The sequence below is a fragment of the Maricaulis sp. genome (genome assembly GCF_030149235.1).
GTDB lineage: Bacteria > Pseudomonadota > Alphaproteobacteria > Caulobacterales > Maricaulaceae > Maricaulis.
Genome location: NZ_JASBRW010000014.1, coordinates 118,634 through 138,371, shown reverse-complemented (window position 1 = coordinate 138,371; position 19,738 = coordinate 118,634). Strand labels below are relative to the sequence as shown.

The window sequence follows — 19,738 nt, the reverse complement described above, 5'->3', positions numbered from 1 at the left end:
AGCAGCCTGAAGTGATCGACTTCAAGTCCATGAACTCCAAGAACGCACGAGGCTGATGATGGCTGAAGAAGCACGCTCCCTCGAGGACCTCAAAGACGTCATCGCCGAAGGCGGCAATGACGCTGTCGAAGTCGATGTGACACCGGCTGAGCCGCAGATCGACGAACATGGCCGCTCCTATGCCACCGGCAAGCGTAAGAACGCTGTCGCCCGTGTCTGGATCAAGCGCGGCAATGGCAAGATCACGGTCAATGGCCAGGATCAGGAAAAATACTTTGCTCGTCCGGTTCTGCGCATGCTGCTGCAGCAGCCGCTGCAGACGGCCGAGCGCGTTGACGAGTTCGACATCATCGCAACCGTCAAGGGCGGTGGTCTCTCCGGTCAGGCCGGCGCGGTCCGTCACGGCATCTCCAAGGCCCTGACCTATTTCGAGCCGGGCCTGCGTCCGGTGCTGAAGGCCGGTGGCTTCCTGACCCGCGACAGCCGCGTGGTTGAGCGTAAGAAGTACGGTAAGGCCAAGGCCCGCCGTTCCTTCCAGTTCTCCAAGCGTTAATCGCTGTCAGCTCAGGCTGGAATTCAAGCGGGCGGTTCCTTTCGGAACCGCCCGTTTTCTTTGCTGGTTTAGTTGGCGCTGCAGGCCTGGATCTGGGCCTCGAGCGTTTCCGGACCGCCCAAGGCGTTGACGGCGCTGACCACATCATCGACGGACAGGATCTCGATGCCGGCTGCACGGGCCTGCTGATAGATGCCCGGGGTGCCGTCTTCCAGCCGGAACAGGCCCGCAGAGGTTTCCAGGCCGCGCTCGGCGAGAACCGCGTCCTCGCTGGCCTCGGGCAGGCGGACGCCGAGCCAGAGATAGACCTGGTCCAGATCGACACCGGCCGCAGCAAGCTCGTCCGGGCGGTTGGGCGCGGACAGGGTCAGGGTCGGGTCAAGGGCGTGAATTTCCGCGGCCTGTTCGACCGTGTAGGCGATAATAAGCGCGATATCCTGCGCGTTCTCTGCGTGAATCGCATCGACCAGCTGCGGGATTTCAACGTTCTTCATGTCGAGATTGAGGACCATCCCGGTGTCCCGTGCGGCTGCGAAGGCATCGGCGAGGGTCGGCAGGGTCTCCGCGACGATAGTGCCGTCATCATCGACGAGCTGCAGGCTGGCGATATCGGCCCAGTTGCGATCGTCATAGGTTCCCGATCCGGTCGTGGTGCGGTCCAGCGTATCGTCATGCATGAGGAAGAGCTGGCCATCGGCGGTCTGGGCGACATCGATCTCGGCGTAGAACACACCCAGTCCGGCGTTGGCGTGAATGGTTGAAACTGCGTTCTCCGGATAACCCGGACGCGGCCCGGCCCGGTGGGCGGCGAGCATAGTGGCGCCGGTCTCGCGGAAACATTCCACGACGGCGGCCGGACGGGTGGAGAGGTCAGGCTCTGTGATGGCCGGTGAAGCCGTGCAGGCGGCAGCAAGCAGGGGAAGGATAAGCAGGGATTGGCGCATGGTTGAACTCCGTATCTTCCCCCTCCTAGCGCGTGTTGAGGCGCCGGTTAAGCGGTGTTTGAACTGTCGAGAGCGTTTTTGAGTTCGCGGGCCAGCAAGTCCCAGACAATACGAATCCGGCGGCTGGTATGGAGCTCACGATGGGTGACCAGCCAGACGGGGATGGGGATGGCTCCGAGCTGGCCCGGCAGGATTTCCTCCAGGTCCGGATATCGGCCGGAGACATCGAGCGTGAGTGGGGTGATACCCAGTCCGGCGCGGGCGAGGGCGATGATCGCGAGCCCGCAATTGGCGCCGATCCTGAAATTCCCGACCTCGATGTTGACGCCCATTTCCCTGAAATAGGGCAGCGCCCGCTCATTCTCGCCGAAACCGACAAAGGGATAGTCAGCGAGATCGGCCGGGGTTTGCGGCCGGCCGACGTCATCAAGGAAGGATTTCGAGGCAAACAGGCGCGCTTCGGTTTCCCCGACGAGCTTGCCGATCAGATCGGGCTGCTCAGGCCGGGCATGCCGAATGGCAATATCCGCCTCACGCTTGCGCAGGTCACGCAGCTCATTCGCCGCGATGATCTCGATGGTGATATTCGGCGCGGTCTCGCGCAGCAGTTTCATGATTGGTGGCATGAACAGCGTCGCCATGGAGTCGGTCGTGGTGATGGTGACCTGGCCTTCGACGGTGGATGACTGCCCGGAGGCGGCGAGGGAAATGCGGGTCGCGGCATCGCCCATGACGCGGACATGGTCGACCAGTTCCAGCCCGGCCTGGGTGATCTGCATATGGCGCCGGTCGCGCTCGAACAGGGTCACCCCGAGTGCCTCCTCCAGCGCGGCGATCTGCCGGCTGAGCGTAGGTTGGGTCTGCCCCAGCGCCCGTGCCGCAGCGGAAAACGAGCCTTCCTCAACGGTGGCGAGGAAGGCGCGGATTTGGTTCCAGTCGAAGGAAATCGATGCCCAATTCATGCATTTGCGTATATCAGAAAAGCAAATCGCGGCAATTTATCTATCACGCGCGTATATGTAAGTGAGAGTGCAACACTTCTTAACGCGCTCGCGCGCCCTAGACACAAAAGGGACCGCCCATGACCTCGACCGCCCGCTGGTGGAACCGCATCGCCCAGAAATATGCTCGTCAGCCCATTGCCGACGAGGCCGTGTATGAACGCAAGCTCGCGCTCACCCGCGAGCACTTCACGCCCGATAGTGAGGTTTTGGAGTTCGGTTGCGGCACCGGCGGGACCGCCATCCTGCATGCGCCCCATGTCCGCCATGTCCTGGCCACCGATATTTCCGAGGAAATGCTGATCATCGCCCGGGACAAGGCCGCCGAAGCGGGGGTCAGCAATGTCAGTTTCGAGCGCGCCGATTTCGATACGCTGGAAACCGGCACCTTCGACGTCGTGCTCGGCCTGAGCATTCTGCATCTGCTTGCCAAGCCGCAAGAAGCAATCAAGAAAGCCTATGACATGACGAGGCCGGGTGGGGTCTTTGTCAGCTCGACCGCTTGTTTGGCTGACAAGATGTGGTTTCTTCGGCCTATAGCGCCGATCATGAAGCTGTTCGGCATTTTTCCGCCGGTTTTGAGTTTCTTTTCGGCCGCGCAATTGGCGGGTTATCTCGAGAATGCCGGTTTTGAGGTCGAGTATCAGTGGCGGCCGGAAAAAGCGGTAGCGGTTTTCATGATCGCGCGCCGGCCGGTCTAGACGGAGTAGGGCATGAACGCGGAAACCAGTAGCCAGGCCCGGCAGGCCGATCTTGATCGCGGTTCCAGCTTTGCTGCGGAGATGGAACGGGATGCCGAGCACCGGACCAAGGCGCGCAGCGTGCAGCCGCTCAAACGCCTGGCTCCCTACGTGCTGGCCTATCCCGGGTTGCTGGCCGCCTTTGCCTTTTTCCTGGTCATCGCAGCGGCCCTGACCCTCGTTCTGCCAGGCGCTTTCCGCCTTTTGGTGGATTGCGGTTTTGGAGGTGCGGCGGATGCCCAGCTGTGCCAGTCCTTTGCCATCGGCGACGACCTGTCCGGCTATTTCATCGCCGGCATGGGGGTGGCATTCGCTCTCGGGCTGGCCAGCGCTTTTCGCTTTTACTTCATTTCACGCCTCGGGGAACGGGTGGTCGCGGATCTTCGGCGTGACGTGTTTGATCACCTCGTCGGCCTGAGCCCGGCCTTTTTCGTCACCACGCGAACCGGAGAAGTGTTGTCGCGCCTGACCACGGACACCACGTTGATCCAGACCGTTGTTGGCTCCTCCATTTCCGTTGCCCTGCGCACGGTCGCCACGACGCTGGGCGCATTGATCCTCATGGTGGTCGTCAACTGGCAGCTCGCAGCGCTCGTATTGGGCCTGGGCCCGCTGATCATCCTGCCCATCATGATGTTTGGCCGGCGGGTGCAGCGCCTGTCGCGTTCCAGCCAGGACAATCTTGCAGATGCTTCGGCCCGGGCCAGCGAGAGTCTGATGGCCCTCGAGACCGTGCAGGCCTTCACACGAGAACCCGAAGAAAAGCGCAGTTTTGCCGGTGCGGTGGAGAGTACCTTCCAGGTCTCCATGCGCCGCATCTCCGTTCGGGCCGTCATGACGGCGGTCATCTTCACGGTAATTCTCACCGGTCTGATCGCGGTTCTGTGGTTTGGCGCCGTACAGGTGCAGACCGGCGCTATCACGCCTGGCGCCATGACCCAGTTCGTGATGTATGCCTTCGTTGCCGTCAGCGGTGTCGGCATGCTGACGGAGACCTATGCCGAAGTGATGCGCGCTGCAGGTGCCAGCGAGCGCCTGATGGAGCTGCTGTCGGCCCAGTCGGATATCACGGCGCCGGACCAGCCCGCGCATCTGCCGACCCCGGTGGCTGGCGACATTCGCTTTGAGAATGTGCGCTTTGCCTATCCGGCACGGCCTGACAGCACGGTGCTCGATGAGGTCGATCTTGCGATCGCGCATGGCGAGACCATCGCCCTGGTCGGCCCTTCAGGGGCAGGCAAGTCGACCATGTTCCAGATGCTGTTGCGCTTCTACGATCCCCAGGCCGGGTGCCTACTGGTCGATGGCGTCGACATCGCGGAGCTCGATCCCAATGCCCTGCGCGGGGCCATCGCAGTGGTGCAGCAGAACGCGCCGCTCTTCTCTGGCAGTGTTGCCGACAATATCGCCTTTGGTCGGCCGGATGCGGATCGTGAGGCGATCATTGCCGCGGCCAAGGCGGCCAATGCGCACGAGTTCATTGAACGTCTGCCGCAGGGATATGACACCGGGTTGGGCGAGGGCGCCGCAACCCTGTCTGGCGGTCAACGCCAGCGGCTTGCCATCGCCCGCGCCATCCTGCGCGATGCTCCCATCCTGTTGCTCGACGAAGCCACGAGTGCCCTGGACTCCGAAAGCGAGCAGGTGATCCAGCAGGCCTTTGAACGTGTCTCCCGGGACCGGACAACTCTCGTAATTGCCCATCGCCTGGCAACCGTGCGCAAGGCCGACCGGATCGTGGTGATGGAGGACGGGAAGATTGTCGATATCGGCCAGCATGCCGAGCTACTCGAGCGCGGCGGCCTCTATGCCCGCTATATCGAGCTGCAATTCGGGGAAAGCCAGGCGAACGCGTAGCGGGTTGGTTGTGCTCCGAGTTGTGCTGCGGTGAGACCCTTTGCAAGGTTTTGCGCTGGGCGCTTTTGACCGGGGCCTATTGCCTATCTGTTTCGCCAATCATTCTGCCGGTTCCGCCTTTGTCTTGCCCGCTGGCGCATCCGAACGGACCAGGACGTTTTCACCGGGAGCCGGGCGAATGACATCAAGCTGGCCATCTCCGGGCACGCGCGCCGGAACATCGTCACCGGAGCGTTCATAAAGCCAGCTGCGCCAGTCCAACCACCAGGATCCGGGGTGTTCCTCGGCCCCGCCAATCCATTCATCGACCGTGTCCGGCAGGGCATCATTGGTCCAGTGCTGGTATTTATTGGCATCGGGATGATTGATCACCCCGGCGATATGGCCCGAACCCGCCATCATGAAGCGAACCGGTCCGCCAAAGCGCTTGGCGCCCTTGTAGACGGACGGGTAGGGGGCGATGTGATCATCGCGCGAGGCCTGCATGTAGATGGGGGTCTTCACCGCGCCGAGGTCAAGCTTGACATTATCCATGCTGAGCTCGCCCTTCGAGAGGCGGTTATTCTTGTACATATTGTCCAGATACCAAAGGTGCAGGGCCTTTGGCATGCGGGTCTGGTCGGCGTTCCAGAACAACAAGTCGAAGGCCTGCGGCTGGCGACCGAGCAGGTAGTTGTTGATGGTGAACGACCAGACCAGATCATTCGAGCGCAGCAGGTTAAATGTGTCGGCCATGGTCCGCCCGTCCAGCACACCCCCCTGGGCGTCCATCAGGCGCTCGATTTCCTTCATCCATTCATCATCGATGAAGAGCAGGAGGTCGCCGGCCAGTTCAAAATCGGTCTGGGCGGCAAAGAAGGTGGCCGAGGCAATGCGTTCCGGCTTCCCGGTTGCTTCCAGATAGGCCAGGGCCGAGGCCAGCATGGTGCCGCCGACGCAATAGCCCACCGTGTTGACGGAGGTTTCTCCGGTCGCCTGTTCGATCGCATCAATGGCCGCGAACAGGCCTTCATGCATGTAATCCTCGAACGTCTTGTCCTTGAGTTCCGGACCGGGATTGACCCAGGAAATCAGGAAAACCGTGAAGCCCTGCTTGGTCAGCCAGCGCACCATCGAGTTCTTTTCGCGCAGGTCGAGGATGTAGTATTTATTGATCCAGGGCGGCGCGATCAGCAGCGGGCGCTGCTTCACCGTGTCTGTGGTCGGCTCATACTGGATCAGCTCGATGATATCGTTCTGGAACACAACCTTGCCGGCGGTCGTGGCGATGTCCTCGCCGACCTTGAAGCCTTCCATATCGGTCTGGGTCAGCGCCAGGCGCCCCTTGCCCTTTTCCAGATCGGCCATGAGGTATTTGAGCCCGCGCGTCAGGTTTTCTCCGCGGCTCTGCATGGTTTCGCGCAACACGTCCGGATTGGTCAGGGCGAAATTCGTCGGGGCCAGCGCGTCCGTCATCTGCTTGGTGAGAAATTCCACCTTGCGCTTGGTGCGCTCGTCGACGCCATCGACGCCTTGAACCAGTCCCATCAGGAAGTGCTGGTTGAGCAGGTAGGATTGCTTGATGGCATCGAAGACCGGGTTCTCGCTCCAGTCCTTGGAGCGCCAGCGCTTGTCGCCGGGCTCGGGCTTGATGGTTGGGTCGGTGTCGCCGGTCACAACGCGCTTGGTCGTATTGGTCCACAGATCGAGATAGCCCTTCATCAGGTCGGCCTGGGCCTGCATGACCAATTCCGGATGCGAGACGATTTCGGTCCAGACTTCGCCAAATTCGGGTGCAGAATGAAACGGATCAGCCTGCGGCATGACCGGGTCTCCCTCCAGAGCCTTGGCCATGACGTCGGACATCAGCTTTTGCGATTTCAGCGAGGCCTGCATCAGATTGCGCGAAACCTGGTCGAGGGTTTCCATGTCCTTCTCGGTCAGATCCGTCCAGCTGGGACCCTGGCCATTGCCATTATCGGTCGAGTCCGTCTTGCTCATGAGCAAATCCTTCTGCAGAGGGAGTGGAATGCGCGGTCACGAGCGTATAGAAAGCAGAAACACGCGCTTCGCGCGAGGAGATATCATGAAGTTCGTCCCTGTTTTCAGCTTTTTTTCGATCTTGCTTGCCGGGTGTTCTACGCTCGACATGCCGGTGATCGAAGGCTCAAATGCCGCGTGGATCGAAGAGCGCCGTATGGAGCGCCAGGGTGAGGGCGCCGCTCCGGCGACAATCCCGGTTCACAGGTCCAGCCCGATCATTCGCAGTGATCTGGAGCTGCGCATGAATGAGGTGCTCGAGCAGCGTGACGCACTGATCGCCGAATCCGAACAGCTTGATGATGATGCGGGTAGCGATACGGAGGAGTTCCTCCGTGATGGGCAGGCCCGTACCACACCGCCACAAGGGTATTGAACCGGAACCACTGTTACCGGTAACATTTGTGAACAGGCGGCGTTGGCGCCGCGAGAGGGAGACATCCGCTATGAGCGATACTCAGTCGCTGAGCAATCTTGCCATGGGCGCTGTGCGCGCCGCAGAAGCTGCGGCTATCGCAGCCTATGACTGGATCGGCCGGGGCGAAAAGGAATCGGCTGACCAGGCCGCCGTTGATGCGCTGCGGACCGGGCTCAATGCCATGGCGATGCAGGGCCGTATCGTGATCGGCGAGGGCGAGCGTGACGAAGCCCCGATGCTGTTCATCGGTGAAGAGGTCGGCAGCGGTGTGGGGCCGGCGATCGATATCGCCCTTGATCCGCTCGAAGGCACGACCCTGACAGCGAAGAACATGCCTAACGCGCTCGCGGTCCTGTCGCTGAGCCCGCGTGGCGGTCTGCTCCATGCTCCGGACACCTATATGGACAAGATCGCTGTCGGGCCGGGCCTGCCGGCCGGCGTCGTCGATATCGATGCCAAACCGGAAGAAAACGTGATCAACCTGGCGAAAGCCAAAGGCGTTTCCCCATCCGAGATCACGGTCTGTGTGCTCGAGCGTGAACGTCACCAGTATATTATAGATGGTGTGAAATCGGCTGGTGCGCGGGTGCGCATGATTTCCGACGGCGATGTCGCCGGTGCCATGGGCGTTTCGGGCCTGGGAACCCAGGTCGACATGTATATCGGCCAGGGTGGAGCGCCCGAAGGCGTGCTGGCCGCATCCGCACTACGTTGTATCGGTGGACAGATGCAGGCGCGTTTGTTCTTCCGCAATGATGATGAGCGCGCGCGCGCAGCCCGGGTCGGGGTGACCGATCTGGATCGCAAATACGATCTGACCGAGCTGGCTTCGATGGAATGCCTGTTCGTCGCAACCGGTGTAACGTCGGGCGATCTGGTCGAGGGTGTGTCGCGCACCGCCTCACACGTCACCACGGAGACCCTGCTGCTCGACAGTTCGGACAAGTCGGTGCGCCGGATCCGGACCACCAGCCCGATCGGCTAGCCATGACCGGCGCGGCCGAGATCGAGCTTGAGCGGGAGGCCCCGCTACTTGACGTCTCATCATCGCTGACGGGGAAGACCTGGCGCTTGCGCGCCAGCCCCGAGGCCGAGGTCAACCGGATTGTCCGGGAACAACGGATCGAGGACGTTCTGGCCCGCCTGATTGCAGCGCGCGGGATTAGCGCGGATGAAGCGGGAAAATTTCTGGCGCCACGGCTCAAGGACTATTTCCCCGATCCCTCGAGCTTTGCCGATATGGACAAGGCTGCCGGTCTGCTCTGGGACGCGCTGGAAGCCAGGCGCAAGATCGCCGTCTTCGCCGACTATGATGTCGATGGCGCGACGTCTGCGGCGCAGCTGATCCGGTGGATGCGGTCTCAGGGCTGCGAGGCGGCCCATTATGTCCCCGACCGGATCGAGGAGGGGTATGGGCCCAATATCGCAGCCTTTGAAAGCCTGCGTGACCAGGGCGTCGAGGTCGTGATCACGGTCGATTGCGGTGCTGCAGCGCATAGCGCGCTGGAGGCGGCCGCCAATCTGGGCCTCGAGGTCATTGTCGTTGACCACCACTTAATGGATGGGGCCTTCCCGCCCGCGGCTGCACTGGTCAATCCCAACCGGCCGGATGACGAGTCCGGCTGTGGACACATGGCGGCGGCCGGTGTGACCTATATCCTGCTCGCTGCGCTCAACCGGGAAGGCCGGCGACGGGGCCATTTCGACCAGGCCAGCGCGCCGGATCTCCTCGACTTTGCCGATCTCGCCGCCTTGGGGACGGTATGCGATGTGGTGCCCTTGACTGGGATCAACCGCGCCATCGTCGCCCAGGGACTGAAAGTCATGAGCCGCTGGGACCAGACCGGGCTGGCGGCGCTCGCCGAGATCGCCGGGATTGAGGAAGATGCAAGTGTTTATCACGCCGGTTTTCTCCTCGGACCACGGATCAATGCCGGCGGCCGGGTCGGGCAGGCCGATCTCGGTGTACAACTGCTGACGACCGATGATCGCGAACAAGCGCTCAAGCACGCAAAGCGCCTCGACCTATCGAACACGGAGCGCCGCAGTATTGAGGCGGAAGTCCTCGATGCAGCCTTGGCCCAGGTTGAAGGGCAGGGGGCCGCTCGCGCAGTTCTGGTCGCCGCCGGGGAGGGCTGGCACCCGGGTGTCATCGGTGTGGTCGCGGGCCGTATCAAGGAGCGCTACGACAAGCCGGCCATCGTGATTGGTATCGACCGCGGCGCCGAGGTGCCGGCGGGCAAGGGATCCGGCCGCTCGGTGCCCGGGGTCAATCTGGGCGGTGCGATTGCGCAGGCCCGTGAGGCAGGGCTGCTGCGCTCGGGCGGCGGGCACGCCATGGCCGGTGGCCTGACGGTCGACCCGGATGGCATCAACGCCCTGGTTGAATTTCTCGATGCCTGCCTGGCTCCGGAGCTGGCCGCTGCGGAAGACGCCCGCACGCGCTGGATCGATGGTGTTCTGAACCCGGGCGCAGCGACACTCGATCTGTGCCGAAGCCTGGAGACGCTCGGTCCGTTTGGCCAGGGGCATGCTGAGCCGCGCTTTGTCATGCCCGATATCCGCGTCACCTACGCCAAGCGGGTCGGCAGCGATCATGTTCGCGCCACGCTGGAAGGTCCTGATGGTGCACGCGTGGCCGCAATCGGTTTCCGTCTGGCTGATTTGCCAGCGGGAGAGGCGCTACTGCGCGCGAGTGATCAGCGACTGCACATCGCGGGGCGGCTGAAAATCAATGCCTGGCAAGGGCGGGAGAGCGTTCAGCTGCAAATCGAGGACGTCGCGCCTGTCAATTGATGCGCTTTTTTCAGTGCAAGCGCTTGCAAGGGCCGAACAACTTTTTTATATCACCGGCCTCACATCGATGCGGTCCCTTCGTCTATCGGTTAGGACGCCAGGTTTTCAACCTGGAAAGAGGGGTTCGATTCCCCTAGGGACTGCCATCGATGCGATTTTCAGCCAACCATGTTATGTCCGCTCTGGCCGCGCTTCGCGAGCGTAGCGGCTTTGGCTTCGTCAAGATGCGGGTTTGATATGGCGCACCTTTCTACCAAGACCTACGGCAATGAGCGCGGCTTGTCCTGCACCTCGCGGCAATGGGCGGCGGATAGTGATTGCCATCTCCTGCATGGCTATTCCTTCGGCTTCCATTTCGTCTTCGCAGCAGAGCAGCTCGACAAGCGCGGCTGGGTACTCGATTTCGGCAAGGGCGGGTTCGGGCATATCCGCGACTGGCTGCACGAAATGTTCGACCACACCCTGCTGGTTGCCGAGGATGATCCCGAGCGGGCGGCGCTGGAGGCGCTGGGCGAGCGTGGCATCGCACGCGTCCGGATTGTTCCGGGGACCAGTTGCGAACGCATGGCTGAAATGGCCTTCCACAAGGCTGACGAGATCGTACAACGCCTGACCGGCGGCCGCTGCTGGGTGGAATCGGTGGAATGCTCGGAGCATGGCTCTAACAGCGGTATCTATCGCAGCGCCAAAGCCGTGCAGCGACTGTCTGACGCCGAAGCCCTCGCATCCCGTCTCTAGGCTCTTCTCGGCAGGACGCTTTCAAGCCCTTCGATTCGGTGTTTGAGTGCGGTTCAGCTCGCTCATCTAGGCGCTTTTAGTGCACGGTATCGTGGATAGGCAATCATATTACACGGTTAGATTTCCGCACTTTTCCCCAAATTATTCGCCTAAAACGGGAAAATTGCACATTACAGAATCTTTACAGGATACGCAGATCCTTGAGGCAGGTCATATAAAACAACACCACATTTTGTGTTAATGTGGCTGAGAATGGTTGTCAGTATCATCATATTGCGGGTGCTAGAAGCAACCAAACGCCCGATTCACCTTCTCTTAACTTTTGAAAACGTGTAAAACCATTCGCTCGAGGGTTGTCTATGCGAGCGAAATGTTATGGTTCTGGCTCATGAAGTTTTCGACGACACCGAAGTGGTTCGTCTAGAGGGGCGCGTGAAGTGGTACGATCCGGCACGCGGTTATGGTTTCATCGACGCATCTGACGGGTTGGGAGATATTCTCCTGCACGCAAGTTGTCTCCGACGATTTGGGCAGGGACCGGCCTTGCCGAATGCCAGCGTGACCTGCAAAGCGGTCAAGGGTGATAAAGGGCGTCAGGCGATCGAGATCGTCGAGATGAGCGGAGGCGATCAAGAAGCCCCTGCAAGACCCCGGCGTTTTCACCCCAATACGGGTGTTGGTGCCCCCTTCAACAGCGCTGTTGTGAAATGGTTTGATGCCCTGCGCGGCTATGGTTTCGTGACCTGCGAAGAGGTCGAGGGCGACGTCTTCCTGCATGCAGCCACACTGCGCCGCGCCGGTGTTGACGAGATACAACCGGGCGAAACCGTCCAGGTTCGCTGTGTTGAAGGTCCCAAAGGGGCTCTGGCAGCGGAAATCCGGGTTGGTGCGCCGGTCTAGTCATGGCGACTGCACAAGCCGGCCGGGCTCTTGGGGCGAGTGATTGCCTAGGCCTATGAGCTTGGCTAGCTTGCGGCGCATGAAAACACTTCTTCTCTCCGCCTTGCTGATCAGCGGCACTGTCGCTGCGCAGCCCGACCCGACTGCCGAGCCGGCAGCGGACATCTCTATTGCCGAGATTGCAGAGGTCGTCTTCGGGACCGCTGAAACCGTGGTGATCGACGCCGGTGGTGTCAGCCATACCGTAACAGCTGAAATCGCGGAGACCGAAGAACAGATGGCCCGTGGTCTCATGTATCGCGAGAGCCTCGATGCCGATGCTGGCATGTTGTTCCACTATCAGCCGGCGCAACACGCGTCGATGTGGATGGAAAACACGCTCATCCCACTCGACCTGCTTTATATCGATAGCGAAGGCGTGGTGGTCAAAGTGATCGCCTATGCCCAGCCCAATGCCCGGCGGTCCTTGACCTCCGACCATGTCGTGACCGGTGTACTGGAACTCGCAGGCGGACAGGCAATCGAGCGCAGTATTCGGCCGGGTGCCGTGGTGCGGCACCGTTTCTTCAACAATGTGGAAACCGCGCCGGCGGAGGATGCTGTGGAAGAAACTGCGTCGGATGCAGTCTCTGAAGAGCCCTAGCCTTGCCATTGGGCAAGACCGCTTCCATAAGGGCAATAACGGGGCGTAGCGCAGCCTGGTAGCGCATCTGGTTTGGGACCAGAGGGTCGCAAGTTCGAATCTTGCCGCCCCGACCATCGCAAATCCTTTGGGATTGGAGAGATCGATGTTTGCAAAAATCTTCCAGCCGGCCCGCAGCGCCATGCAGTCCGGTCGTGCGAAATCGAAGCAGTGGACCCTAGAGTTTCGTCCGGAAATGGCGCGCCGGCCCGACCCGCTGATGGGGTGGACGTCGAGCTCGGACATGCGCAGCCAGGTTCAGCTGAATTTTGACAGCAAGGAAGAGGCGATTGCCTACGCCAAGCGCCAGGGCATTCCGTTCCAGGTCTCCGAACCGCAGACCGCGAAGCGGTACGAAAAATCCTATGCTGCGAATTTTGCTGCGGACCGCAAACAACCCTGGTCGCACTAGCGCGGGTTCGCCCCCGTAGCTCAACCGGATAGAGCACCCGCCTTCTAAGCGGATGGTTGCAGGTTCGAGTCCTGCCGGGGGCGCCACTTTTGTCTTGGATTACGAGTTTTTGGAGCTGGGCTCGACCGCATCTGCGGTCGTGAGCCGGCTTAATTCGCTGCGATCACCTCAAACGCCCGATCCAGATCCGCAATCAGATCCTCCGGCGCTTCCAGCCCGATGGCGAGGCGCATCAGGATTCCGGTATGGCCTTCATCGCCGGCACTGCGCCGCAATTGCGGGTCGCAGTGGATGATCAGGCTCTCATAGCCACCCCAGGAATAGCCAATCCCGAACAGCTCCAGCGCGTCCATGAAGCGTTCGGCGGTCGCCAGATCCTCGACCCGCAGCTCGAAGGAAAACAGCCCGGCTGGTCCGGAGAACCAGCGCTGATAGCGGTCGTGGTCGCGGTGCGAGGGCAGGGCGGGGTGATAGATTTTCCCGACCTCATCGCGGCTGTCGAGCCAGTGGGCAATCTGCAGACCGGAGGCTCCGCTTTTTTGCATCCGCATTTCGAGCGTGCGCAGGCCGCGCAGGGCGAGGAAAGCATCATCCGGGCTGGCGAAAATGCCCAGCATCCGCTCGGTATCAGCTAAGCGCCGTGCAGCGCGCTCCGAACCCGCGACCACCGCGCCCAGCATGACATCGGAATGGCCGCCGACATACTTGGTCAGGGCCTGGGCGGCGAGATCAATTCCAATCTCGAGTGGTTTCATGGTCAGACCGGCACTCCAGGTATCGTCAATGATCGTCGTCACACCCTGCTTGCGGGCAATGCTGGCGACGGCCTCGAGGTCCTGGATTTCCATCGTCAATGAGCCGGGGCTTTCCAGCAGTATGGCCTGGACGGTGTCATCGATATGGGCTTCCACGTCCGCACCTGTGCGGGAGGAGATGAACTTCACTTCAACGCCAAAGCGCTTGAGTGTCTGCAGCAGGAAGCCGCGCACAGGGCCATAGATGCAATCTGCCGCCAGCACGGTTCCGCCGGCCTCGACCGCTGACAGCACGGCGAGAACATTGGCTTGCAGACCCGAACTGGTGAGGGCGCAATGTCGCCCGCCCTGCAGGTCACACAGCGCCTCGCGCAGGCCGGTCTGGGTCGCGAGGCCAACGCGGCCATAATGCGGTCGGCCGGGGGGGGCGCTGTAAAGCTCAGCCGCGGACGGGGCCAGGATCGTTGAAGCGCGCTCAACCGGGGCATTGACCAGGCCGCGCTCCCCATGCGCCCGTCCAAGCCGGGTCAGGCGGGTTGCGTTTTTCATGCTGTTTTCTCGTCGAGCCAGGCCGGGACTGGGAGATTCTTTTCTCGCAGGAAGTCGGGGTTGAAAAGCTTGGATTGATAGCGCGACCCGTGATCGCACAGGATGGTCACGATGGTATGCCCCGGCCCCATATCGCGGGCGAGCCGCATGGCGCCGGCGATATTGACGCCGGCAGAGCCGCCAAGGCAAAGGCCTTCATCCTGGACCAGGTCGAAAATGATCGGCAGGGCTTCCTCGTCGCTGACCCGGTAGGCGCGGTCAATGACGACGCCCTCCAGATTGGCGGTGATACGGCTCTGCCCGATGCCTTCGGTGATCGAATTGCCTTCGGCCTTGAGTTCGCCGTGCGCGTAATAGCCATAGAGGGCTGCGCCACCGGGGTCGGCCAGTCCGATCTGGATGTCTGCGTTCTTGGACTTCAAGCCATTGGAAACGCCTCCGATTGTACCGCCGGAGCCGACCGCACAGGCAAAGCCGTCAACCTTGCCGCCGGTCTGGTCCCAGATTTCCATTGCTGTGGTCTGCGCGTGGAAATCGCGATTGGCGACATTGTCGAATTGATTGGCCCAGATCGCGCCATTGGGTTCGCGCTCATTGAGTTCGGCGGCCAGCGTTCCGGAATAGCGGGCGTAATGATTGGGGTTCTTGTAGGGAACGGCATCGACCTCGATCAGTTCCGCACCCAGCAAACGGATGGCGTCCTTCTTTTCCTTGGATTGTGTACGCGGGAAGACGATGACGACCTTATAGCCCAGCGCGGCGCCGACCATGGCCAGGCCGATCCCGGTATTGCCGGCCGTACCTTCGACAATGGTGCCGCCGGGTTTCAGGGCCCCGGAGGCTTCTGCGGCCCGGATGATGCCGAGGGCGGCGCGATCCTTCACCGATCCGCCGGGGTTGAGAAACTCCGCCTTGCCGAGGATCTCACAGCCGGTTTCCTCTGAAGCCTTGTTCAGGCGAAGAAGGGGGGTGTTTCCAATCAGGTCAATGACCGAACGGGCATACGGCATGGGGACCTCGCAGGTAGGGCAAATGTGGCTGTGTATCCGAGGGAAATTCGGGTCTGAGGTGATCCGGTTCGATAATAGGCACGTATCGCAGGTATGATCAAAACACTGCTTCTCCCCGCCACGCTTATTTTGGGTTCCGCGCCCGCCTTTGCAACGGATGTTCCTGCACAAGACATCCGCTTTGATGTCTATCGCAATGGGTCGCCCTTCGGTGAACACATCGTTCGTTTTACCCCGCTTGGCAATGGCGATGTCGATGTCGATATCGAGATCGAGCTGTCCGTACGTCTCGGTCCGATTACCGTCTTCCGCTACGAGCACCAGGCCATTGAACGCTGGGATGATAACGAGCTCGTCCTGATGCGGTCGCGCACCTTCAAGGATGGAGGCTGGCTTGAGGTGGATGTCGAGCGCGGTCCGGAAGGCGAACTGATCTCGGTTGGCGAAATGCTCGGCGAACTGATCCCGTCCAGCCACTGGCGTGGCTATGAGCCGGGCATTGAAACCATTCTCAACACTGAAACCGGTGAGCCCATGCCGGTTGAGGTGACGGATCTCGGCACCGCCATGATCGAAACCGCCAATGGCAGTGTGGAGGCCAGCGGCTATCGCATGGCCGGCTCGGTGACCGTTGATCTCTGGTATGACGCGGATGGCCGGTGGGTCGGCTGCGAGTTCGAAGCACGCGGCCAGCGCATCCGTTACGTGTTGCAGAACGCCTAGTTCGGCGCCCCGGTTTCCTTGAGCGCTGAAAAAGCGTCGAGGGCGGTCTGGCGGCGTTGCTTCAAATCGATGATCGGTGCCGGATAATTCCGGCCGATCTCGACGCCGGCGGACAGTCGCATGGCGGGCGGTGCCTCGGCCGGCGCGTGAATGTCCTTGCCTCGCAGTCCACTCAATTCAGGCACCCAGCGCCGGACATAATCACCCTTTGGATCGAATTTCTGACCCTGCGTCACTGGATTGAAAATCCGGAAATAGGGCGCCGCATCGGCGCCTGTGCCGGCAACCCATTGCCAGCTGGTCGCGTTGACCAGCGGGTCGGCGTCAACCAGCGTGTCCTCGAACCAGCGCATGCCCTCCTGCCAGTGAATGCCGAGATGCTTCACCAGGAAGGAGGCCGCAATCATGCGCACGCGATTGTGCATCCAGCCGGTCTGCCAGAGCTGGCGCATGCCGGCATCGACCATGGGGATGCCGGTCTGGCCCTTGGTCCAGGCGCGGAAGGCTGCGTCGTCTTCGCGCCACTGGAAACGATCGAATTTCGGATTGAAATTCTTCTGCCTCAGGTCCCCGAAATGATGGAACAGGTAGTAGGAGAATTCCCGCCAGCCGATTTCAGCGAGAAATTTCTCCACGGCCGCCGGAGATGCGCCTCGGGCTTCGGCGTCGCGGGCTGCGATCCAGACCTGGCGCGGCGAGATCTCGCCAAAGGCGAGGTGAGGCGAGAGCCGTGACGTCCCGGTGACATCAGGCCGGTCGCGCTGCTCGGGGTAGTCGTTCAGAGCTTCGTCGAGAAAGCGGTCGAGGGCCGCCTGCGCGCCCTGTTCGCCGGGTGTCCAGTGATCATCAAAGCCTTCGGCCCAGTTCGGGCTGGACGGAATCAGGCCCCAGTCGCCGATCAAACTCCCATCAACCTCTATACCGGCATCCACAATCTGCTCTGGAACGGGTGCGAGCCGATTGGGGCGGATCGTGGCCGAGGCGGTTTGCCAGAAGGGGGTGAAGACCCGGAAGGGCTGACCAGACTTGTTCAGGACCTGGCCGGCGTCGAGCAAGGTGATAGACCGAAAAACACGCGGCTGGGTCCCGATCTCCATCAGGCGTTGGGCCAGGCGTCGGTCCCGATCATCGATCTTGGGGTCAGTGATCTGGTTCCAGAACACGTCCGTGATGCCGTGCTTCTGGGCCAGATGTGGCAGGATGAACTCTGCATTGCCCTGGATCAGGTGCAGCCGCGCGCCCAGTTTCTGCAGCGCCTCGCTCATCTGCTCGATCGAACGGTGCAGCCACCAGCCGCTGGCCGACCCGGCTGTCAGCCGGTAGGGCGTATTCTCTTCGTGGATATAGACGAGCAGAAGCGGTTGGCCCGATTGCACGGCGGCTGAGAGTGCTGGATTGTCCCGGAGTCGAAGGTCTCGTCCGACCCAGACGAGGGCCGGTGCTGTGGCTGCGGCGGTTGCCATCACTTGATTGTCCGTCAATAAGAACTCAATTCGTCTACGATAGAGCTGTGCGCCAAGATCAGATTGGATGGCAGCGACGCCACAAAAATTGCTCAAGGAGTTGGCCGTGACCGAGCTAAATGCCGTGATTTCCGTTCCCCGTCCGGGTCAAGATGCGATCGAAATCGGCAATGACCGGAAGCTGGTAATGATTGCCGGACCATGTCAGCTGGAAAGCCGCGAGCATGGCCTGGAAGTCTCCGCCCAACTCAAGGAGATCGCGGATCGCCTCGATATCGGGTTGATTTATAAAACTTCCTTCGACAAGGCAAATAGAACAAGCCTGTCCAGCCAGCGCGGTGTTGGCCTGGAAGCGGCGCTGCCGATCTTTGCTGAAATCCGCGAAACGACCGGGCTTCCGGTGCTGACCGATGTGCATACCGCCGAGCAGTGCGCGATCGCGGCCCAGGCCGTTGATGTCCTGCAAATCCCGGCCTTCCTGTGCCGTCAAACCGACCTGCTCATCGCCGCGGCGAAAACCGGCAAGGTGATCAATGTCAAGAAAGGCCAGTTCCTGGCGCCCTGGGACATGAAAAACGTCCTCGGCAAGGTCGCGGCCGCCGGCAATCCCAATGTGATGGCCTGTGAACGCGGCGCCAGCTTCGGCTACAACACGCTGGTCACGGATATGCGGTCCCTCCCGATCATGGCCGGGTTCGGTGCGCCGGTTGTATTCGATGCGACGCACTCCGTGCAGCAGCCTGGCGGTCAGGGCACGACCTCAGGCGGTCAGCGCGAATTCGTGCCGCCGCTGGCGCGCGCCGCGGTCTCGATCGGTGTCGGCGCGGTGTTTATGGAAACCCATCCCGATCCCGACAACGCCCCGTCCGACGGCCCGAACATGGTGCCGCTGGATCAATTCGAAGCGCTCGTGGCGGATCTCCTGCGGTTTGACCAGCTGGCCAAAGGCTGGACCTGATAGGACCTAGTCCGGGTCAAGAGCGCTCCAGCGGCGTTCTTCCTGCAGGATTGTCGACAGGATCAAGCTGCGACGCGCGGCGTCGAGGCGGATATCCTCATAAAACAGATTATAGGGCGGCTCACGGAACTCCTCCGCGATGCGGCCCGGACGGCGCAGCAAGCGTGAGCGCGGCAAATCGGTGAACAGCACGCCGTCCGCGCATTGCGCCCCGGTTTGCCGCGGGATCGGTGCTGGATTGGTGTCCATGGACAGATTGACCGCGGCAACACCGCCTTGGTGCAGCTGGGCCGAGGCGAACTGGTTGGAGGGCGCCGCCAGTAGCGGGTTTGTGCAGAGCAGGCGTCGCTGATCAACGAAATCAAGCGGGCCTTCCGGGGTCCAGCTCATCGTGCGTTCCGTGAGAATGCGGATCCGGCGTTCTTCGCTCGGCAGGACCTGCATGAAGGCGTAGATGCAGCGGACATCCTCCGGCGTTTCACAGGCCGGGATGGTTGCCAGCGAGGTGTTGAGCAGATCCAGAGGCACCGGGTGTTCGATGATGTAAGCCGTGACCAGGCGGGCCTGAAGCTCGGGATTGTCGGCAAAGCGGTCGATCAAGAGGCGCAGGACATGCAACCCGCCTTGACCATAACCGGCCAGCATGATCGGCCGAGCGGATCCGATATCCTGCGAGAACTGGTCAAAGGCCCGCAAAACATCCCGATAGGCAAATTCGCGCGCCAGAACGCTGTCCTCGCGATTATTCATGAAGGCGTAGAGCGCGGCTTGGCGATAGCGCGGCACAAAGAGCGGGCCGGCGCTTGAAAACGGCGCAGCGTAATTGGGCAGGATGACGCGCTCGACGGCCTGGTTGGAACTGTCTTTGTCGAGCTCGGCATTCCAGTTGGCGCCGCCGGAATAGGTGGTCGGGTGAACAAAGAACACCGCCGCTTCAAGCGGCTCGGAAAATTCGCCGCGCAGGAACCAGGCATTGGCTGCGGTATAATCGGCCGCGTCCGGCGGCTCGTAGGTCTGGAACGGCTCGCCAGGGTCCTGGAATGTCTGGAAAATCTGATCGCGCAAGAACCAGCCCGACAAGGCGGCGAGGGCGAGAAAGCCACCGACGCTTGCAGCAATTATCCACCAGGCGATACGGATAGTGTTCAAAACGAATTCCTCGGGCGAGTCGGCGCATGATTGCTGGCGAATTATCCAAGCGCAACCGATTGGCGGCGTGC

19 protein-coding genes and 3 tRNA genes are annotated in these 19,738 nt (G+C 61.4%); 15 read left to right on the top strand and 7 right to left on the bottom strand.

The window, feature by feature from the left end; genetic code table 11:
* Positions 1-58: 58 nt before the first annotated feature.
* Entirely contained in the window at positions 59-553 is a 495-nt protein-coding gene (gene rpsI, locus Q1V51_RS02895; protein ID WP_300529949.1) for a 30S ribosomal protein S9, read from the top strand.
* 68 nt (positions 554-621) lie between these two features.
* On the opposite strand, the gene Q1V51_RS02890 is transcribed toward rpsI, so the two are convergent.
* Positions 622-1,497, bottom strand: a complete 876-nt coding sequence (locus Q1V51_RS02890) for a glycerophosphodiester phosphodiesterase family protein (RefSeq protein ID WP_300552599.1) — start codon at positions 1,495-1,497, stop codon at positions 622-624.
* A gap of 47 nt (positions 1,498-1,544) precedes the next feature.
* Positions 1,545-2,459, bottom strand: coding sequence for a LysR family transcriptional regulator (locus Q1V51_RS02885; RefSeq protein WP_300552596.1), 915 nt, complete (start codon positions 2,457-2,459; stop codon positions 1,545-1,547).
* A 119-nt stretch (positions 2,460-2,578) separates the two neighbouring features.
* On the opposite strand from Q1V51_RS02885, the gene Q1V51_RS02880 reads away from it, so the two are divergent.
* Both Q1V51_RS02880 and Q1V51_RS02875 read left to right on the top strand, forming a co-directional pair.
* Positions 2,579-3,199 (top strand): class I SAM-dependent methyltransferase, encoded by a 621-nt coding sequence (locus Q1V51_RS02880; RefSeq protein ID WP_300552593.1) that lies wholly within the window; start codon positions 2,579-2,581, stop codon positions 3,197-3,199.
* Positions 3,200-3,211: 12 nt separating this feature from the next.
* Complete coding sequence (locus tag Q1V51_RS02875) at positions 3,212-5,095, top strand: ABC transporter transmembrane domain-containing protein (RefSeq protein ID WP_300552590.1); 1,884 nt, start codon at positions 3,212-3,214, stop codon at positions 5,093-5,095.
* A 99-nt stretch (positions 5,096-5,194) separates the two neighbouring features.
* Here the strand turns inward: Q1V51_RS02875 and phaC are convergent, their stop codons facing one another.
* Positions 5,195-7,075, bottom strand: a complete 1,881-nt coding sequence (gene phaC / locus Q1V51_RS02870) for a class I poly(R)-hydroxyalkanoic acid synthase (protein ID WP_300552587.1) — start codon at positions 7,073-7,075, stop codon at positions 5,195-5,197.
* Between the two features lie 85 nt (positions 7,076-7,160).
* Here phaC and Q1V51_RS02865 point away from each other — a divergent pair, with 85 nt between their 5' ends.
* The 10 genes from Q1V51_RS02865 to Q1V51_RS02820 all read left to right on the top strand — a co-directional run bounded on the left by Q1V51_RS02865 (position 7,161) and on the right by Q1V51_RS02820 (position 13,146).
* The gene (locus Q1V51_RS02865; protein WP_300552585.1) at positions 7,161-7,490 is read left to right on the top strand and encodes a hypothetical protein; all 330 of its coding nucleotides are present in this window, start codon (positions 7,161-7,163) and stop codon (positions 7,488-7,490) included.
* Positions 7,491-7,560: 70 nt separating this feature from the next.
* Complete coding sequence (glpX, locus tag Q1V51_RS02860; RefSeq protein WP_300552582.1) at positions 7,561-8,517, top strand: class II fructose-bisphosphatase; 957 nt, start codon at positions 7,561-7,563, stop codon at positions 8,515-8,517.
* 2 nt (positions 8,518-8,519) lie between these two features.
* Entirely contained in the window at positions 8,520-10,328 is a 1,809-nt protein-coding gene (gene recJ / locus Q1V51_RS02855; protein ID WP_300552580.1) for a single-stranded-DNA-specific exonuclease RecJ, read from the top strand.
* 71 nt (positions 10,329-10,399) lie between these two features.
* Positions 10,400-10,474: transfer RNA gene (locus Q1V51_RS02850), tRNA-Glu, on the top strand.
* A 91-nt stretch (positions 10,475-10,565) separates the two neighbouring features.
* Positions 10,566-11,066: a 6-carboxytetrahydropterin synthase gene (locus Q1V51_RS02845; RefSeq protein ID WP_300552578.1), complete on the top strand. Its 501-nt coding sequence runs from the start codon at positions 10,566-10,568 to the stop codon at positions 11,064-11,066.
* A 375-nt stretch (positions 11,067-11,441) separates the two neighbouring features.
* Positions 11,442-11,966 carry a cold-shock protein gene (locus Q1V51_RS02840; RefSeq protein ID WP_300552545.1) on the top strand — a complete coding sequence of 175 codons (525 nt, stop codon included), beginning with the start codon at positions 11,442-11,444 and terminating at the stop codon, positions 11,964-11,966.
* 79 nt (positions 11,967-12,045) lie between these two features.
* A complete protein-coding gene (locus Q1V51_RS02835; RefSeq protein ID WP_300552543.1) occupies positions 12,046-12,609 on the top strand; it encodes a DUF192 domain-containing protein in 564 nt (187 codons plus the stop codon).
* Between the two features lie 39 nt (positions 12,610-12,648).
* Positions 12,649-12,725 (top strand) — tRNA-Pro (locus Q1V51_RS02830).
* Positions 12,726-12,754: 29 nt separating this feature from the next.
* The gene (locus Q1V51_RS02825) at positions 12,755-13,060 is read left to right on the top strand and encodes an ETC complex I subunit (RefSeq protein WP_300552540.1); all 306 of its coding nucleotides are present in this window, start codon (positions 12,755-12,757) and stop codon (positions 13,058-13,060) included.
* A gap of 9 nt (positions 13,061-13,069) precedes the next feature.
* Positions 13,070-13,146, top strand: a tRNA-Arg gene (locus Q1V51_RS02820).
* A gap of 63 nt (positions 13,147-13,209) precedes the next feature.
* Here the strand turns inward: Q1V51_RS02820 and metC are convergent.
* Positions 13,210-14,364 (bottom strand): cystathionine beta-lyase, encoded by a 1,155-nt coding sequence (metC, locus tag Q1V51_RS02815; RefSeq protein ID WP_300552537.1) that lies wholly within the window; start codon positions 14,362-14,364, stop codon positions 13,210-13,212.
* Positions 14,361-15,374, bottom strand: coding sequence for a cysteine synthase A (locus tag Q1V51_RS02810; protein WP_300552534.1), 1,014 nt, complete (start codon positions 15,372-15,374; stop codon positions 14,361-14,363). The genes metC and Q1V51_RS02810 overlap by 4 nt, the downstream gene beginning before the upstream one ends.
* A gap of 93 nt (positions 15,375-15,467) precedes the next feature.
* Between Q1V51_RS02810 and Q1V51_RS02805 the strand changes: the two genes are divergently transcribed.
* Positions 15,468-16,097 (top strand): DUF6134 family protein, encoded by a 630-nt coding sequence (locus Q1V51_RS02805; protein WP_300552531.1) that lies wholly within the window; start codon positions 15,468-15,470, stop codon positions 16,095-16,097.
* Here the strand turns inward: Q1V51_RS02805 and Q1V51_RS02800 are convergent.
* Positions 16,094-17,560 carry a deoxyribodipyrimidine photo-lyase gene (locus tag Q1V51_RS02800; RefSeq protein ID WP_300552528.1) on the bottom strand — a complete coding sequence of 489 codons (1,467 nt, stop codon included), beginning with the start codon at positions 17,558-17,560 and terminating at the stop codon, positions 16,094-16,096. The two genes, Q1V51_RS02805 and Q1V51_RS02800, sit on opposite strands and share 4 nt — an antisense overlap.
* 106 nt (positions 17,561-17,666) lie before the next feature.
* On the opposite strand from Q1V51_RS02800, the gene kdsA reads away from it, so the two are divergent.
* Positions 17,667-18,518: a 3-deoxy-8-phosphooctulonate synthase gene (kdsA, locus tag Q1V51_RS02795; RefSeq protein ID WP_300552525.1), complete on the top strand. Its 852-nt coding sequence runs from the start codon at positions 17,667-17,669 to the stop codon at positions 18,516-18,518.
* 6 nt (positions 18,519-18,524) lie between these two features.
* Here kdsA and Q1V51_RS02790 read toward each other — a convergent pair whose 3' ends face one another.
* Complete coding sequence (locus Q1V51_RS02790; protein ID WP_300552522.1) at positions 18,525-19,667, bottom strand: DUF3089 domain-containing protein; 1,143 nt, start codon at positions 19,665-19,667, stop codon at positions 18,525-18,527.
* Between the last annotated feature and the right edge of the window lie 71 nt (positions 19,668-19,738).

Coding starts and splice junctions, on each gene's coding strand:
- rpsI (WP_300529949.1), top strand. CDS start 59: ATGGCTGAAGAAGCACGCTCCCTCGAGGACCTCAAAGACGTCATCGCC.
- Q1V51_RS02890 (WP_300552599.1), bottom strand. CDS start 1,497: ATGCGCCAATCCCTGCTTATCCTTCCCCTGCTTGCTGCCGCCTGCACG.
- Q1V51_RS02885 (WP_300552596.1), bottom strand. CDS start 2,459: ATGAATTGGGCATCGATTTCCTTCGACTGGAACCAAATCCGCGCCTTC.
- Q1V51_RS02880 (WP_300552593.1), top strand. CDS start 2,579: ATGACCTCGACCGCCCGCTGGTGGAACCGCATCGCCCAGAAATATGCT.
- Q1V51_RS02875 (WP_300552590.1), top strand. CDS start 3,212: ATGAACGCGGAAACCAGTAGCCAGGCCCGGCAGGCCGATCTTGATCGC.
- phaC (WP_300552587.1), bottom strand. CDS start 7,075: ATGAGCAAGACGGACTCGACCGATAATGGCAATGGCCAGGGTCCCAGC.
- Q1V51_RS02865 (WP_300552585.1), top strand. CDS start 7,161: ATGAAGTTCGTCCCTGTTTTCAGCTTTTTTTCGATCTTGCTTGCCGGG.
- glpX (WP_300552582.1), top strand. CDS start 7,561: ATGAGCGATACTCAGTCGCTGAGCAATCTTGCCATGGGCGCTGTGCGC.
- recJ (WP_300552580.1), top strand. CDS start 8,520: ATGACCGGCGCGGCCGAGATCGAGCTTGAGCGGGAGGCCCCGCTACTT.
- Q1V51_RS02845 (WP_300552578.1), top strand. CDS start 10,566: ATGGCGCACCTTTCTACCAAGACCTACGGCAATGAGCGCGGCTTGTCC.
- Q1V51_RS02840 (WP_300552545.1), top strand. CDS start 11,442: ATGGTTCTGGCTCATGAAGTTTTCGACGACACCGAAGTGGTTCGTCTA.
- Q1V51_RS02835 (WP_300552543.1), top strand. CDS start 12,046: ATGAAAACACTTCTTCTCTCCGCCTTGCTGATCAGCGGCACTGTCGCT.
- Q1V51_RS02825 (WP_300552540.1), top strand. CDS start 12,755: ATGTTTGCAAAAATCTTCCAGCCGGCCCGCAGCGCCATGCAGTCCGGT.
- metC (WP_300552537.1), bottom strand. CDS start 14,364: ATGAAAAACGCAACCCGCCTGACCCGGCTTGGACGGGCGCATGGGGAG.
- Q1V51_RS02810 (WP_300552534.1), bottom strand. CDS start 15,374: ATGCCGTATGCCCGTTCGGTCATTGACCTGATTGGAAACACCCCCCTT.
- Q1V51_RS02805 (WP_300552531.1), top strand. CDS start 15,468: ATGATCAAAACACTGCTTCTCCCCGCCACGCTTATTTTGGGTTCCGCG.
- Q1V51_RS02800 (WP_300552528.1), bottom strand. CDS start 17,560: ATGGCAACCGCCGCAGCCACAGCACCGGCCCTCGTCTGGGTCGGACGA.